Origin of the sequence: Paraburkholderia sp. BR10882 (genome assembly GCF_040948855.1) — a bacterium.
Taxonomy (GTDB): Bacteria; Pseudomonadota; Gammaproteobacteria; order Burkholderiales; family Burkholderiaceae; genus Paraburkholderia; species Paraburkholderia nodosa_A.
This window is the reverse complement of the sequence record NZ_JBFPKP010000008.1, coordinates 305,160-321,350: the sequence shown is the minus strand read 5'-3', so window position 1 is coordinate 321,350 and position 16,191 is coordinate 305,160. Positions and strand designations below refer to the sequence as shown.

Sequence of the window (16,191 nt, the reverse complement as noted above, 5' to 3'; positions counted from 1 at the left end):
GTCGGCGCTCGACTCGCTCAGCTTGCTGAGTTCGCTCGGTCCGCGCGCGCAAATGAAAAGCCCCGGCCCGACCGTGAGGTCGAGCCGGGGCTTCAGGTCCTGCCGATGCGTTCGGAGGCTTTAGAACGGAATATCGTCGTCCATTTCATCGAAGCCGCCGCCAGCCGGCGCGTTCGAACGGCCGCCGCCTGCGCCGCCGCCAGCACCGCCACCGCTCGAACGCGGCGCACCGCCACCGCCCGAAGCACGGCCGCCGCCGCGCGGTGCGGACTGCTCACGGCTGTAGCCGCCGTCGTCGCCCATGTCGCTGCCCATCGAGGCGCCGCCGCTGCGGCCGCCCAGCATCTGCATCTGGTCGGCGACGATTTCCGTCGAGTAACGGTCGGTGCCGTCCTGCGCTTGCCACTTGCGCGTGCGGATGCGGCCTTCGATATACACCGACGAACCCTTCTTCAGGTACTCCGAGACGATCTCGGCCAGGCGCCCGAAGAACGACACGCGGTGCCATTCGGTCATTTCCTTGAACTCGCCGGACGCCTTGTCCTTGTAGCGGTCGGTCGTGGCGAGGCGAATGTTCGCCACGGCGTCGCCGCTCGGCAGATAGCGCACTTCCGGATCGGCGCCGAGGTTGCCGACGAGGATCACCTTGTTCACGGATGCCATGAATTTCTCCTGTTTGATTCCGTTGCGAGGAGCGGCCGCGCGGTGCGCGCCGGCGAGCGCCTGATGTGTCATGCGCCTTCGCCGGTCGCGGACCGCCTCCGCGAATAGCGTTGCTGTGAACCGCTGGTTCTAACTCAGGCCCGCCCGGGTCAAGCCCGCGTGGCTTCTGCCCGCTTGGGCGGCGCCTTCATATTGGCCGCGATTATAAGCCAGCACAAGACGAGCCCCGAGCACGTGTAAAAGACGGCGCTCGCGCCCTCGTGCTTGAGGATCCATCCGCCCACCACGCCGCCGAGCGCGAGCCCGATCGACTGGGTGGTGTTGTACACGCCCGTGGCCGCGCCCTTGCGGTTGCCCGGCGCGAGCTTCGACACGAGCGAAGGCTGCGAAGCCTCCAGGATGTTGAAGCCCAGGAAGTACACGAACAGCACGGCCGACACGATGACAAGTGTATGCGCGAGCGAGCCGAGCAAAAGCTGGCCGATCAGGATAAGACCGATCGCAGAAACGAGCACGGTCTTCATCTTGCCCCGCTTCTCCGCGACGATGATGGCGGGCACCATCATGACGAACGCGAGGCCCATGACCGGTAGGTAGATCATCCAGTGCGACGCGACCGGCAGGCCCGCGTCCACGAGCAGGCGCGGCACGACGAGAAAGAGCGCCGTTTGCGTGGCGTGCAGCACGAGCACGCCGAAGTTCAGGCGCAGCAGCTCCACGTTATGCAGCACCTCGGCGAACGGGGCGCGCACGTGCACGGGCTTGCTGGGCGCGTCGGGCACGACCCAGATCACCACGCCCACCGCGAGGATCGAGAACACCCCGACCAGCGCAAACAGGCCGCTCATGCCGACCCAATGGAACACGATCGGCGCGCCGACGATGGCCACGGCGAACGACATGCCGATCGAGCCGCCCACCATCGCCATGGCCTTGGTGCGGTGCTCCTCGGCCGTCAGGTCGGCGATGAACGCCAGCACGGCCGACGACACCGCGCCCATGCCCTGGATCACCCGCCCGACGATGATCCACACCATGTCGTGCGCGCCCGCCGCGACGAAGCTGCCGATCGCGAAGATGACGAGGCCGGTGGCAATGACGGGCTTTCTGCCCACCATGTCCGAAACCCAGCCGTAGAAAATATAGAGAAGCGACTGCGTGACGCCGTATGCACCGAGCGCGATGCCGACCAGCAGCAGGTTGTCGCCGCCGGGAATGGTTTTCGCGTAGACGGAAAACACCGGCATGATCATGAACAGACCGAGCATGCGCAGCGCGAAGATCGCCGCCAGCGAGACGGTCGCGCGCAACTCGGGCGCGCTCATGCGTGAAGAGGTAGCGGGTGAATTGGAGGACATCGGAGCGTTATGTGTTCGGACCGCAAGTGCCCGCACGTTTGTTGACCGGGACGCCCCCTGACGCGCCTCTTTCGAGGCCCTTGCACTTGCCGCTCCGGGCCCTTTCAAAGACCGTCAGCAAGCCGTAACGGCGGTCTGGAAAAGTCGTTATAGTAGCAGGTTTGGTTTCCCTTTCTCCCGCAGGTTCATGGAACAGATCCGTATCCGTGGGGCCCGAACCCACAACCTGAAGAACGTCAATCTGGACCTGCCGCGCCACAAGCTCGTGGTGATCACCGGGCTTTCCGGCTCGGGCAAGTCCTCGCTGGCGTTCGACACGCTTTACGCGGAAGGCCAGCGCCGTTACGTGGAAAGCCTGTCGGCCTACGCGCGCCAGTTCCTGCAGCTCATGGAGAAGCCCGACGTCGACCTGATCGAGGGTCTGTCGCCGGCTATTTCCATCGAGCAGAAGGCCACGTCGCACAACCCGCGCTCGACCGTCGGCACCGTCACCGAGATCCACGACTACCTGCGGCTGCTTTACGCACGCATCGGCACGCCCTACTGCCCGGACCACGAGATTCCGCTCGAGTCGCAAAGCGTCTCGCAGATGGTGGACGCCGCGCTCGCCCTGCCCGAAGAAACGAAGCTGATGATCCTGGCTCCCGTGATCGTGGACCGCAAGGGCGAGCACGCCGAGCTGTTCGACGACATGCAGGCGCAGGGTTTCGTGCGCTTTCGGGTGCGCTCGGGCGGCGGCACGGCCAACGAAGGGGAAGCGAAGATCTACGAGGTGGAGTCGCTGCCCAAGCTCAAGAAGAGCGAGCGCCATACCATCGACGTGGTGGTGGACCGCCTGAAGGTGCGCCCCGACATGAAGCAGCGCCTCGCGGAGTCGTTCGAAACCGCGCTGCGTCTGGCCGACGGCCGCGCCATCGCGCTCGAAATGGACACCAACCGCGAGCATCTCTTCAGCTCGAAGTTCGCCTGCCCGATCTGCTCGTATTCGCTGCCGGAGCTGGAACCGCGCCTCTTCTCGTTCAACAACCCGATGGGCGCGTGCCCCGAGTGCGACGGTCTGGGCCAGATCACGTTCTTCGATCCGAAGCGCGTGGTCGCGCACCCGTCGCTGTCGCTCGCGGCGGGCGCCGTGAAGGGCTGGGACCGGCGCAACCAGTTCTACTTCCAGATGCTGCAGAGCCTCGCGGCGTTCTACGACTTCGACATCGACACCGCGTTCGAGGACCTGCCGGAGAAAGTGCGCAAGACCCTGCTCTACGGCTCCGGCAAGCAGGAGATTCCGTTCTCGTACATCAACGAGCGCGGCCGCACTTCGGTGCGCGAGCACGTATTCGAAGGGATCATTCCGAACCTCGAGCGCCGCTACCGCGAGACCGACTCCGCCGCCGTGCGCGAGGAGCTGTCGAAGTACCAGAACAACCAGGCCTGCCCGCACTGCGAAGGCACGCGCTTGCGCCGCGAAGCGCGTTTCGTGCGCATCGGCGCGGGCGAAGAGGCGCGCGCCATTTATGAAGTGAGCGGCTGGCCGCTGCGCGACACGCTCGGCTACTTCCAGACGCTGCACCTCGAAGGTGCAAAGCGCGAGATCGCCGACAAGGTGGTCAAGGAAATCGTCGCACGCCTCATGTTCCTCAACAACGTCGGGCTCGACTATCTCTCGCTCGAACGCAGCGCCGAGACGCTTTCCGGCGGCGAGGCGCAGCGTATCCGCCTCGCCTCGCAGATCGGCTCGGGCTTGACGGGCGTGATGTACGTGCTCGACGAGCCGTCCATCGGCCTGCACCAGCGCGACAACGACCGCCTGATCTCCACGCTCAAGCATCTGCGCGATCTCGGCAATTCGGTGATCGTCGTCGAGCACGACGAGGACATGATCCGCATGGCCGACTACGTGGTCGACATGGGTCCGGGCGCGGGCGAGCACGGCGGCATGGTGATTTCGCAAGGCACGCCAGGGGAAGTCGAACACGATCCGGCCTCGATGACGGGCCAGTATCTCTCGGGCGCGCGCCGCATCGACTATCCCGACGAGCGCATCGAGCCCGGCGAGCGCCGCCTGCGCATCGTCGAGGCCCACGGCAACAACCTCAAGCACGTGACGCTCGACCTGCCCGTCGGTCTTTTGACCTGCGTGACGGGCGTCTCGGGCTCGGGCAAGTCCACGCTCATCAACGACACGCTTTATCACGCGGTGTCGCAGCATCTGTATGGATCGTCGGCCGAACCGGCGCCGTTCGAGGCGATCGAGGGTCTCGAGCACTTCGACAAGGTCATCAACGTCGACCAGTCGCCGATCGGGCGCACCCCGCGCTCGAACCCGGCCACCTACACGGGCCTCTTCACGCCCATCCGCGAACTGTTCGCCGGTGTGCCGGCCGCCAAGGAACGCGGCTACGAGTCGGGCCGCTTCTCGTTCAACGTGAAGGGCGGCCGCTGCGAAAGCTGCCAGGGCGACGGCGTGCTCAAGGTGGAAATGCACTTCCTGCCCGACGTGTACGTGCCCTGCGATGTCTGTCACGGCAAGCGCTACAACCGCGAGACGCTGGAGATTCAATACAAGGGCCGGAACATCAGCGAAGTGCTCGACATGACGGTGGAAGCCGCCTACGAGTTCTTCAAGGCGGTGCCGGTGGTGGCGCGCAAGCTCAAGACGCTGCTCGATGTGGGCCTCGGCTACATCCGCCTCGGCCAGTCCGCCACCACGCTCTCTGGCGGCGAGGCGCAGCGCGTGAAGCTTTCGCTCGAGCTTTCCAAGCGGGACACGGGCCGCACGCTGTATATACTCGACGAGCCGACCACGGGCCTGCACTTCCACGACATCGCGCTTTTGCTCGAAGTGATTCACCGGCTTCGAGATCAGGGCAACACGGTGGTCATCATCGAGCATAATCTCGATGTAATCAAAACCGCCGACTGGGTCGTGGACATGGGACCGGAAGGCGGCGCGGGCGGTGGGCAGATCGTGGCCCAGGGGACGCCCGAACAGGTGGCGAAGTCGAAGGCAAGCTTCACGGGCCGCTATCTCGCGCCGCTGCTCAAGCGCCAGATCGCCGCGCTGGACACGGCGTCGGGCAAATGACCCGCCAGGCGGGCTGACGACCGGGCCGGAAATTTAGCAGTAGAAATAGCTGCAGCAACAACGGGGCAGGGGCGCGTGCGCCCCCGAAGTTTGGAGACGGAATACACCCAACATGGTCAAGCGCAACGAAGCGACGGAAGATAAACAGGTGCGCGACCTGCGGCCACGGCCGGTCAGGCTCACGAGCGACATGAGCCTGCCGAAGCTTTCGGCAGTGGAAATCGGCAGCTACGTGGCCGCGCTCGCCGGCATGCTGGCGGTGCTGCACCTGAACCTGCTCGGCGCGCTGCTCGCGGGCATGCTCGTCTTCCAGCTCGTTCATACCATTTCGCCGCTCATCGAGCGGCGCATGTCGAGCAGCCGCGCCCGCTGGCTTTCCGTGGTGCTGGTTTCCATCGTGATCGTGGGCGTGCTCACGGGGCTCACCGTGGGCGTCATCGAGCAGTTCGAAAACGACGTGCCGAGCGTGCAGAAGGTCATGGCGCAGATGATGACATTCGTCGACCAGGCGCGCGGGCGCATTCCCGAGTCCATTGCCGCCTATCTGCCCGTAGACGTCGCCCAGATGAAGCTCAAGGCGCTCGCGCTCATGCACGAGCACGCCACCCAGCTCGGCCAGGGCGGCAAGAACGCCGCGCGCATCTTCGGACATATCGTGATCGGCATGATCATCGGCGCGATCATCGCCATTGGCGCGCAAAAGAACGCCACCCGGCTGCCGCTTTCGACCGCGTTCGTCGCGCGCGTGTCGCGTTTCGCCGACGCGTTCCGCCGCATCGTGTTCGCGCAGGTGAAGATTTCGGCCATCAACACGGTGTTCACCGGCCTCTTCCTCCTGCTCGCGCTGCCGTTGTTTCACGCGCCGCTGCCGCTCGCGAAGATGCTGGTCGTGGTGACCTTCGTGGTGGGCCTGTTGCCCGTGATCGGCAACCTGATCTCGAACACGCTGATCGTCGCCATCGCGCTCACCGTGAGCCTGCCCGCGGCGGTCACGGCGCTCGTGTTCCTCATCCTGATCCACAAGCTCGAATACTTCCTGAACGCGCGCATCGTGGGCGGCCAGATCGAGGCGCGCACGTGGGAGCTGCTCGTCGCGATGCTCGTGATGGAAGCGGCGTTCGGCATTCAAGGCGTGGTCGCCGCGCCGATTTTCTACGCGTATATCAAGCGCGAACTGATCTATCTGCGGCTCGTCTGAGCCCGTTTTTCCCAGACCCGCGCGCGGCCTTCAGCGCCCGCGCGGCTCGCCGGGCACGTCGGTCATGCCGTCGTGCCCCATCGCGTAGATCGCCACCTGCACGCGGCTCGTGAGATTGAGCTTGCGCAGAATGTTGCGCACGTGAATCTTCACCGTGCTCTCCGCCAGGTCGAGCGCACGCGCAATCTCCTTGTTGCTCGCGCCGCGCGCCAGTTCGCGCACGATGTCGCGCTCGCGCGCCGTGAGCGCCTCCGCGCTCGCGCGCGCGGCGCCAGTCGTGCCGGTTGCGCCGGTCGACTGCGCAGGCTTGCGCATCTGCTCCACGAGCTTCGCCGTCATGTGCTCGGTAATCACCGGCTGGCCGCTCGCGGCCTTGCGGATCGCCGCGACGAGCGCGTCGGCGTCGATGCTCTTGAGCAGGAAGCCACGCGCGCCCTCGCGCATCGCGGCGGTGAGTTCGTCGGCTTCCTCGGAGACGGTGAGCATCACGACCGCCGTGTCCGGCAGATCCTCCACCAGCAGTTGCAGCGTTTCGAGCCCGGAGAGACCCGGCATGTTGAGGTCCAGCAGGATGACGTCGGGCAGGTGCTGCTTCGCGCGCTTGACGCCTTCCACGCCGTCCGACGCCTCGCCGACCACTTGCAGGTCAGGCTGGCGCTGCAGGAGCGCACTCACGCCCGAGCGAAAGAGCGTGTGGTCGTCGATGAGCAGGATGCGTATGGTCATGGGGATCGTTGTTTTGTCGCGATGTCTTCTGATTTTGATCGTAACGCCATCGACGAGGTTCATTGGCCATATTTACGCGGCCATGCGGCTCGCGGCGGGCAATACCAGTTCGACGCGCGCGCCGCGCCCTGGCGCGCTCTGCAGCGTGAGCACGGCGGCAAGACGTCGCGCGCGCTCCTGCATGATGTGGAAGCCCACGTGCGATTCGCCACGCGAGGCGATATCGGCGGGATCGTAGCCCACGCCGTCGTCCTCGATCGTGAGGCGGAAGTCGCGCGCGTTCACGACACTCACCTGTACGTGCAGTGCCTGCGCATGCTTGCGTGCATTCGAGAGCGCCTCCTGCAACACGAAAAGTACCTGCAGCTGCTGGTCGGGCGGCAGCGGCGGCCCGTCTTCGTCGCGATAGTCGAGCGTCAGCTCGGCGTCCGACTGGCGGCGAAAGCGCGCCACGGTGTCCTCCACGGCGAGGCGCAGCTTGCCTGGGCTGAGCTTCGTGCGGAAATTCAGCAGCAGTTCGCGCACGTCGTCGTAGCTCTCCTCTACGCCGCCCGCGAGCAGCGGCACGATCTCGCGAATCTCGTCGAGATCGCCCTGCTGCGCCGCCCCATCGAGCAGGTGCACCTGCATCTTCAGGAAGCTCAGGCCTTGCGCGATGCTGTCGTGCAGCCCCTGAGCGACGAGATTGCGCTCCTCGGACACGGCGAGCTGGCGTCCGAGCGCCACGAGCCGCCGGTTCATGAGCGCGACGCCCAGGTGGCGGCCGAGCGTCTGGAGCAGCTGGACGCCCGAAGGCGGAATCTCCCGCTCGCGCCGGAAGTGCAGCGAGAACGTGCCGAGCGTCTCGTTCTGAGCGACGATGGCCGACACCGCGACGCTCAAGAAGCCCGCCTTCAGGCAGCGCTGCGTGAAAGCCCCACTCAAGCCGCTTTCGCCGCTTTCGCCGCCGGCCGCGCGCGTGCCCGGCTGTGCCACCAGGCCGAATACGACCGGCGCCTCGGCCGTGGCACCGCCGCACGCACAGTCCGCCGCCGGCATGCACTGCTCCGCGCGCGTGATCGATTCGGGCATGCCTTCCGAGACGAGCAGATGCAGATTGCCGTCGTCAGGCGAAACGACTCGCACCGTGCCGCCGTCGGCGTCGAATTCGCGCATCACGCGCGTGAGGAAATCGTGGCACAGGCTTTCCGCCGGGCCCGGCGTGTTGAGAAACGCCGCCATCTCGTAAAGCGTGGCGAGTTCGCGGTTTTGCGCCGCCAGTTGCGCGGTCTTGGCGTCCACGCGCCCGGCAAGGTCCCGGTACAGCGCCTGCAGCTCCGCGACCATGCGGTTGAAGCCTTGCGTGAGATGGCCGAACTCGTCGTACGTTTCGACCGGCAACCGCGTGTCGAACTCCCGCGCCTCGATGCGCGCGAGCCCGTCCTGCAAGCGCTGCACAGGCGCCACGAACCACTGGTAAAGCAAATAGACGATCGCCATCGTGCCCACGCACGACAGCGCCGCGAGCGCGACCTGCGAAATGCGCAGCCACGCGGTCTTGCGCGCATTCTCGCGCTCGATCAGGCTGACGAGCCGGTTCGCGTCGTCGACGAAACCGGGCAGCAGGCCGATATACATCGAGGGCTCGCCCCCGCTGGCGGCGAGGTCGCTTAGCGCAGCGGGCCTGAGCGTGTGACTCCAGGCAGACGCGACGCGTTCGAACTGCGCATGGATGCCGGCGTCTGCGGGAAGAAAGAGCGGGCGCGCCGGATCGCCGTCGCGCAATTCGCGCAGCGTCTCGTCGAGTTGGTGCATCTGCGCGTCGACTTGCGAGGGCTGGCCGGTGCGGGCTTCCCATAGCGCGATCGCCACCGCGTTCGCGCGCATGCGCAGGCTGCCCGCGTCGTTGATCGCCGCGCCGCCGCCTTCGAGCTGCCAGGAGAGCCAGAGCGTGCCGCTGATCATCGCAAGCACGAGCGCCAGCGCAACCGTGGAGAGCACAACGATGCGCGTGGAGAGCCGCTTCGGGAACGGCGCTTCGTGCGCGCCCGAGGATGCGGCAGAAGCGGCAGAAGCGGCAGAAGCGGCAGATGCGGTTGCGGAATCGGAAGACGGAGTCATGGCCGGGACCGGGAATCGGCTGCGCCGAAGCGGCGGCGCCTGTATCGACATTATCGGACGGAGCGCGGCCGATCGCGCGCTATGTCGCGGTCTGCACGGCCAACTGCGACACTATGCGTCAGGTCCGCTGCCTCCCGGGCGAGTCCTGGCGAACCACGTCGCGCCGCCCCTGACCTGGGCGCATCGCGAAAAAAAGCGGGGAATGCGAGTGGGTCTCGCTCCCCGCAATGAACGGCCATCCCCACGGCCGTCCAGAGGCAAACGTTGGCCGCTAGCGGCTGCGCACGAGCTGCCAGGCGCGCGACAGATAGGTGATCGAGGCGAACCCGCTCCACACGTGCACGAGCCGCGTGAACGGGAAGATCACGAACAGCGTCATGCCCATGACGAGGTGCATGCGGAAGATGAGCGGCGCGTCTGTCACGAAGCTCGCGGCGTCGCCGCGGAACGTGACGATGTGCTGCGCCCAGGTCATGAGCCGCACCATCATCGCGCCGTCCATGTGGCTCGCCGATTCGCCGATGGTGCTCAGCCCGAGCAGCAGCGTGACGAGCAGCCACAACAGCAGCACCTTGTCGCCCACGCGCGTCACGGCCGAAACGCGGGCATTCGAAAGCCGCCGGTGCAGCAGGATCGCGAGGCCCACCAGACACATCGAGCCCATCACGCCGCCCGCGACCATCGCCACGAGCTGCTTGACCGCGTGCGGCACGCCGAGCCAGTCCCACACGGCGACGGGCGTGAGCAGACCGAACAGATGCCCGAAGAAGAGCCCGAGCACGCCGACGTGAAAGAGGATATTGCCGAGCCGCAAATGTCCGCGATAGAGCAGCTGCGAGCTGTCCGCCTTCCACGTGTACTGCTCCCGCTCGAAGCGCGCGAGGCTGCCGAACAGGAAGATGGCGGCGGCAATATATGGATAGATGCCGAACAAAAACTGATTGAACGTGTTCATGGCGATTCCTTTGCGCAGGCAGCCGCGGTGGTCGCAGTGGTCGCGGCAAACTGCGCTCGCGGGTGGAATTGAACGACCTGCGGCGAGTTGCTCGCGCCGAACGCGTGCACGAGCGGCTCCACGCCGTCCGCGCCGGTGCCGAAGCGTTCGAGCGCCTCGTCCATGTCGCGCACGGGGGCGTCCACGAGCGGCAGCGGCTCGACATCGGTCAGCTCGCACAGCACCGTGAAGATGCCCGCGTACGGGCTTTCACTCTTCTCGAGCTGATTGCCGAGCGCCGCGAGCACGTGAATCGCCTCGCCCAGCAGCGCGCGCGCCTCGTCCTCGCCAATCAGGCCGAGCACTTCGAGAAAGAGCGGCACGTAGTCGGGCAACTCGCTCGTCGCGACGTCGAGGCCATGGCTGCGGTATTCATCGAGCAGATCGACCATCGCCTGGCCGCGCGCGCGGCTCTCGCCGTGCACGTGCTCGAACAGATGCAGCGAGTGGCGCGGATTGCGGTCGAAGGTGGCCACGTACACCTCCTGCGACTCGACGAGCGAGCGCTCGCGCAGCGCCGCGATGAGCGGCGCCAGTTCGCGCGCTGCGAATGCACCGTTCGGCAGGGCCTCGAGCGCGGCTTCGATCTCGTCGAGCGCGTCGAGCAAGGGCTGCTCGGGATAATCGAGCAGCGCGGAGAGAACCGGATAAATCGACATGATGATGCCCTCCCGCTCAAGCTTCGGACGGCGTCTTGCGACGCGACTTCGGCATATCGACATACGCCACGCTGCCTTCGACCTTCGAGCCGAACAGCGAACCCTCGGAAACGCCGCCCGAACAACCGTTGCCGAACGAGAAGCCGCAACTGCCCTTCTCGTTGAACGAGTCCTCGACCATTTCCTTGTGCGACGACGGCACGACGAAGCGGTCCTCGTAGTTCGCGATCGCCATGGTGCGGTACATGTCCTCGACCTGCTCGGGTGTGAGGCCTGCGCGCGCGAGAACCGCGTTGTCGTTCACGCCGTCCACGGCCTGGGTGCGCTTGTAGGCGCGCATCGCCAGCATGCGGTTGAGCGCCGAAATCACGGGCTTTTCGTCGCCGGCGGTCAGCAGGTTGGCGAGATAGCGCATGGGAATGCGCAGGCTCGCCACGTCGGGAATCACGCCGTCCATGCCGATATGGCCCGCGTCCGCGGCCGACTGGATCGGCGACAGCGGCGGCACGTACCAGACCATCGGCAGCGTGCGGTACTCGGGGTGCAGTGGGAACGCGATCTTCCACTCGACCGCCATGCGATACACGGGCGAGCGCACGGCGGCGTCGAGCCAGCTCTGCGGCACGCCCTGGCGGCGCGCCTCGGCCTGGATGGCGGGTTCGTGCGGATCGAGGAACACGTCGAGCTGCGACTGATACAGATCCTGCGTCGATTCAACCGATGCCGCCTCGCTGATGCGGTCCGCGTCGTAAAGCATCACACCCAGATAGCGGATGCGGCCCACGCACGTTTCCGAGCAGACGGTCGGCTGCCCCGCCTCGATACGCGGATAGCAGAAGATGCACTTCTCGGCCTTGCCGCTCTTCCAGTTGAAGTACATCTTCTTGTACGGGCAACCCGAGATGCACATGCGCCAGCCGCGGCACTTGTCCTGGTCGACGAGCACGATGCCGTCGTCTTCGCGCTTGTACACCGAGCCCGAGGGGCACGACGCCACGCACGCGGGATTCAGGCAGTGCTCGCACAGGCGCGGCAGATACATCATGAAGGTGTTCTCGAAGGTCGAGTACATCTCCTTCTGCACGTTCTCGAACAGCTTGTCGCGGCTGCGCGAGGCGAACTCGCCGCCCAGGTCGTCTTCCCAGTTGGGACCCCAATGGATCTTGTCCATCTTCTTGCCGGTGATGACCGACACGGGGCGCGCGGTGGGCGGCGTCTGCGAGAGGCGCGCCTTCTGCAAATGCTCGTAGTCGTACGTGAACGGCTCGTAGTAGTCGTCGATGCCGGGCAGGTTCGGGTTGGCGAACAGATTGGCCAGCACCTTGAGCTTCGGGCCCTGGCGCGGCTCGAGCTTGCCGTTCGGGTTGCGGACCCAGCCGCCGTTCCACTTCTCCTGGTTCTCCCATTCCTTCGGATAGCCGATGCCTGGCTTCGTCTCGACGTTGTTGAACCACGCGTACTCGACGCCATCGCGCGACGTCCACACGTTCTTGCACGTGACGGAGCACGTATGGCAGCCGATGCACTTGTCGAGGTTCAGGACCATCGCCACCTGGGCGCGGATTCTCATGATGCTGCTCCTTCCTTCATCGGGCCTTCCAGCCACTCGACCTTCTTCATCTTGCGCACGATCACGTACTCGTCGCGATTGCTGCCGACGGTGCCGTAGTAGTTGAAGCCATACGCGAGTTGCGCGTAGCCGCCGATCATGTGCGTGGGCTTGAGCACCGTGCGCGTGACCGAGTTGTGAATGCCGCCGCGCATGCCGCTCGTTTCCGCGCCGGGAACGTTGATGATCTTTTCCTGCGCGTGATACATGAGGCACATGCCGCGCGGCACGCGCTGGCTCACCACGACGCGCGCGGTGAGCGTGCCGTTCACGTTGAACACTTCGACCCAGTCGTTATCGACGAGCCCGGCTTCTTTCGCCTCGGCTTCCGAGACCCAGACGTGCGGGCCGCCACGCGAGAGCGTGAGCATGCGCAGGTTGTCCGTGTACGTGGAGTGGATGCCCCACTTCTGGTGCGGCGTGATCCAGTTCAGCACGAGTTCGTGCTCGCCGTTGGGTTTCGCGCCGAGCATCGGCGAGGTCGTCTTCGTGTCGATGGCGGGCTTGTAGTTGCACAGGCCCTCGCCGAAATCGAGCATCCAGCGGTGATCCTGATAGAACTGCTGACGGCCCGTGAGCGTGCGCCAGGGAATCAGCTCGTGCACGTTCGTGTAGCCGGCGTTGTAGCTCACCTCTTCCGATTCGAGCCCCGACCACGTGGGCGCGGAGATGATCTTGCGCGGCTGTGCCTGCACGTCGCGAAAGCGGATCTTGTCGTGCTCGCGGCCTTCGGCCAGATGCGTGTGATTCCGGCCCGTGATCTTGGAGAGCGCGTCCCACGCCTTCACCGCTACGTGGCCGTTGGTTTCCGGCGCGAAAGTGAGGATCATCTCGGCGGCGTCGATGGCCGTTTCCAGACGCGGGCGTCCCTCGGCCGCGCCGCGGTTCTGCTGGATGCCCGTGAGCCGGGCAAACTCGCCCACCTCGTGCACGGTGTTCCAGTTGATGCCCTTGCCGCCGTTGCCCAGCTTCTCGAGCAGCGGCCCGACCGACGTGAACTTGTTGTAGATCTCGCGATAGTCGCGCTCCACGAGCGTCATCGAAGGTGCGGTCTTGCCAGGGATCAGATCGCATTCGCCAAGACGCCAGTCCTTCGGCTCGAACGCCTGGCCGAGTTCGCCCGGTGTGTCGTGCATGAGCGGCGTGCACACGAGGTCCGTGCGCTTGCCCAGATGCGCGCCGCCGATCTCCGAAAACGTCTTCGCGATGGCCTTGTAGATCTCCCAGTCGGTCTTGCTCTCCCACAACGGCTGCACCGCCTCCGAAAGCGGATGGATGAACGGGTGCATGTCCGACGTGTTGAGGTCGTCCTTCTCGTACCACGTGGCCGAGGGCAGCACGATGTCGCCGTACAGGCACGTGGTGCTCATGCGGAAGTCCAGGACGGTGAGCAGGTCGAGCTTGCCTTCGGCCGCTTCGCGCACCTTCACTTCGGAAGGCTTGATCGAGTCGGCTTCGTCGCCGAACAGCGCGTTCTGCGTGCCGAGCAGGTACTTGAGGAAATACTCGTGCCCCTTGCCCGAACTGCCGAGGATGTTCGAGCGCCACACGAACATGTTGCGCGGGAAGTTCGCAGGGTTGTCGGGGTCGTCGCAGGCGAAGTTCAATGCGCCCGACTTCAGCTGATCGACGGTGTATTGCACCGGCGGCACGCCCGCGCGCTGCGCGGCATCCACCACGTCGAGCGGATTGGCGCCCAGTTGCGGCGCCGAAGGCAGCCAGCCCATGCGCTCGGACTTCGCGTTGAGGTCGAGCATCGACAGATTCTTGTAGCGTTCGCGGTCCGCGCCGGGGCCGAGGATCTCGTCGAGACTCACCTTCTCGTGGCGCCACTGGCTCGTGTGGTTGTAGAAGAACGACGTGCCGTTCATCTGGCGCGGCGGGCGCGACCAGTCGAGCGCGAACGCGAGCGGCGCCCAGCCGAATTGCGGACGCAGCTTTTCCTGGCCGACGTAGTGCGCCCAGCCGCCGCCGCTCTGGCCGATACAGCCGCACATCATCAGCAGATTGATGATGCCGCGGTAGATCATGTCGTTGTGGTACCAGTGATTGAGCGCCGCGCCCACGATCACCATGCTCTTGCCGCGCGTGCGGTCGGCGTTGTCGGCAAACTCGCGCGCCACCTGGATCACGAGCTTGCGCGGCACCGTGGTGTGCTTCTCCTGCCATGCTGGCGTGCAGGGCACGTCGTCGTCATACGAGGACGCGACGTTCGGGCCGCCAAGCCCCTGGTCGACGCCGTAGTTGGCCATCTGCAGGTCGTAGACGGTGGCGACCAGCACACTCGTGCCGTCCGCCAGCGCCACGCGCTTCACGGGCACGCGGCGCGCGAGCAGCGCGCCATGTTCGCCGCCGAAGTACGGGAAGCCCACCTCGACCACTTCGTCATGCCGATCGACGAGCGAAAGGCGCGGATCGATTTCGCGGCCGCTGCCACCGTCCTTCATTTCGAGGTTCCAGCGGCCCACCTTCTTGCCGCCGTCGTGCTCGCCTTCGCCCCAACGGAAGCCGATCGAGCCGTTCGGCGCGACGATGTCGCCCGTGGTCGAATCGATGGCGAGCGTCTTCCACTGCGGGTTGTTCGCTTCGTCGAGATTCGCGGCGAGTTGCGACGCGCGCAGGAACTGGTCCGGCACCAGCGAGCCGTCGCGCTTCGCGAGCGCGACGAGCATCGGCATGTCGGTGTACTGCTTCACGTAATCGCGGAAGTACGCGGACTTCGCCGTAGCGTGAAACTCCTTGAGCACCACGTGGCCCATCGCGAGCGCGAGCGCCGCGTCGGTGCCCTGCTTCGGCGCGAGCCAGATATCGCCGAACTTCACCATCTCGCCGAAGTCGGACGACACGGCCACCGTCTTCGTGCCCTTGTAGCGGACCTCCGTGTAGAAGTGGGCGTCGGGCGTGCGCGTTTGCGGCACGTTCGAGCCCCACACCATGAGATAGGTGGAGTTGTACCAGTCGGCCGATTCGGGCACGTCGGTCTGCTCGCCCCACACCTGCGGCGAGGAAGGCGGCAGGTCGCAGTACCAGTCGTAGAACGACAGGCACGCCCCGCCGATCAGGCTCAGATAACGCGCGCCCGCGGCGTACGAGACCATCGACATTGCGGGAATGGGCGAGAAGCCCACCACGCGATCGGGACCGTACTTGCCGATGGTGTAGGCGTTGGCCGCCGCGATCATCTCGGTGGCCGTGTCCCACCCGGCGCGCACGAAGCCGCCCTGGCCGCGCGCGCGCTTGTAGTGCGCCGCCTTCCTCGGGTCCTCGACGATCGAAGCCCATGCCTTGACGGGGTCGAGCGTCTTGCGCGCCTCGCGCCACATCTCGATCAGGCGCCCGCGGATCATCGGGTACTTCACGCGCTGCGCCGAATACACGTACCAGCTATACGAGGCGCCACGCGGGCAGCCGCGCGGTTCGTGATTGGGCAGGTCAGCGCGCGTGCGCGGATAGTCGGTCTGTTGCGTTTCCCACGTGATCAGGCCGTTCTTCACGTAAACCTTCCACGAGCACGAGCCCGTGCAGTTCACGCCGTGGGTCGAGCGCACGATCTTGTCGTGCTGCCAGCGGCTGCGATAGCCGTCTTCCCATTTGCGGTCCTCGTTCACCACCGCGCCGTGGCCTTTCGAAAACGTCGACTTCACGCGCGACATGAACTTCAACCGGTCCAGAAAATAACTCATCAGGTTCTCCGGGACTGCTGCTGGAATCGATCGATCGCGCCTGTCGCCGCCCGCTCGCGTTGCAAGCCTGGCGCCTCGCGCTCGTATCCTTCCGAGTATGGCGAGCAGGCACCTGCCTGCCC

The 16,191-nt window shown here is 65.7% G+C and carries 10 protein-coding genes; 2 read left to right on the top strand and 8 right to left on the bottom strand.

What is annotated here, in order from left to right; all coding sequences use genetic code 11:
• Positions 1-120: 120 nt before the first annotated feature.
• Together AB3X99_RS22210 and AB3X99_RS22205 are read right to left on the bottom strand one after the other, a co-directional pair.
• Positions 121-663, bottom strand: coding sequence for a single-stranded DNA-binding protein (locus tag AB3X99_RS22210; protein WP_069265232.1), 543 nt, complete (start codon positions 661-663; stop codon positions 121-123).
• Positions 664-812: 149 nt separating this feature from the next.
• A complete protein-coding gene (locus AB3X99_RS22205; RefSeq protein ID WP_368618188.1) occupies positions 813-1,988 on the bottom strand; it encodes an MFS transporter in 1,176 nt (391 codons plus the stop codon).
• 220 nt (positions 1,989-2,208) lie between these two features.
• Between AB3X99_RS22205 and uvrA the strand changes: the two genes are divergently transcribed.
• Together uvrA and AB3X99_RS22195 are read left to right on the top strand one after the other, a co-directional pair.
• The gene (uvrA, locus tag AB3X99_RS22200; RefSeq protein ID WP_069264813.1) at positions 2,209-5,100 is read left to right on the top strand and encodes an excinuclease ABC subunit UvrA; all 2,892 of its coding nucleotides are present in this window, start codon (positions 2,209-2,211) and stop codon (positions 5,098-5,100) included.
• 112 nt (positions 5,101-5,212) lie between these two features.
• Positions 5,213-6,298 (top strand): AI-2E family transporter, encoded by a 1,086-nt coding sequence (locus tag AB3X99_RS22195; protein ID WP_069264815.1) that lies wholly within the window; start codon positions 5,213-5,215, stop codon positions 6,296-6,298.
• 30 nt (positions 6,299-6,328) lie between these two features.
• Here AB3X99_RS22195 and AB3X99_RS22190 read toward each other — a convergent pair whose 3' ends face one another.
• The 6 genes from AB3X99_RS22190 to AB3X99_RS22165 form a co-directional block, all read right to left on the bottom strand.
• On the bottom strand, positions 6,329-7,024 hold the full coding sequence (locus AB3X99_RS22190) for a response regulator (protein ID WP_368618135.1): 696 nt from the start codon (positions 7,022-7,024) through the stop codon (positions 6,329-6,331).
• A 72-nt stretch (positions 7,025-7,096) separates the two neighbouring features.
• The gene (locus AB3X99_RS22185; RefSeq protein ID WP_368618134.1) at positions 7,097-9,124 is read right to left on the bottom strand and encodes a type IV pili methyl-accepting chemotaxis transducer N-terminal domain-containing protein; all 2,028 of its coding nucleotides are present in this window, start codon (positions 9,122-9,124) and stop codon (positions 7,097-7,099) included.
• 271 nt (positions 9,125-9,395) lie between these two features.
• Positions 9,396-10,079 (bottom strand): respiratory nitrate reductase subunit gamma, encoded by a 684-nt coding sequence (gene narI / locus AB3X99_RS22180; protein WP_368618133.1) that lies wholly within the window; start codon positions 10,077-10,079, stop codon positions 9,396-9,398.
• Positions 10,076-10,777: a nitrate reductase molybdenum cofactor assembly chaperone gene (gene narJ / locus AB3X99_RS22175; protein WP_368618132.1), complete on the bottom strand. Its 702-nt coding sequence runs from the start codon at positions 10,775-10,777 to the stop codon at positions 10,076-10,078. Before narJ ends, narI begins: the two co-directional genes overlap by 4 nt.
• A 16-nt stretch (positions 10,778-10,793) precedes the next feature.
• Positions 10,794-12,347, bottom strand: coding sequence for a nitrate reductase subunit beta (gene narH, locus AB3X99_RS22170; protein ID WP_368618131.1), 1,554 nt, complete (start codon positions 12,345-12,347; stop codon positions 10,794-10,796).
• Positions 12,344-16,069 carry a nitrate reductase subunit alpha gene (locus AB3X99_RS22165; protein WP_368618130.1) on the bottom strand — a complete coding sequence of 1,242 codons (3,726 nt, stop codon included), beginning with the start codon at positions 16,067-16,069 and terminating at the stop codon, positions 12,344-12,346. The genes narH and AB3X99_RS22165 overlap by 4 nt, the downstream gene beginning before the upstream one ends.
• Positions 16,070-16,191: the final 122 nt, after the last annotated feature.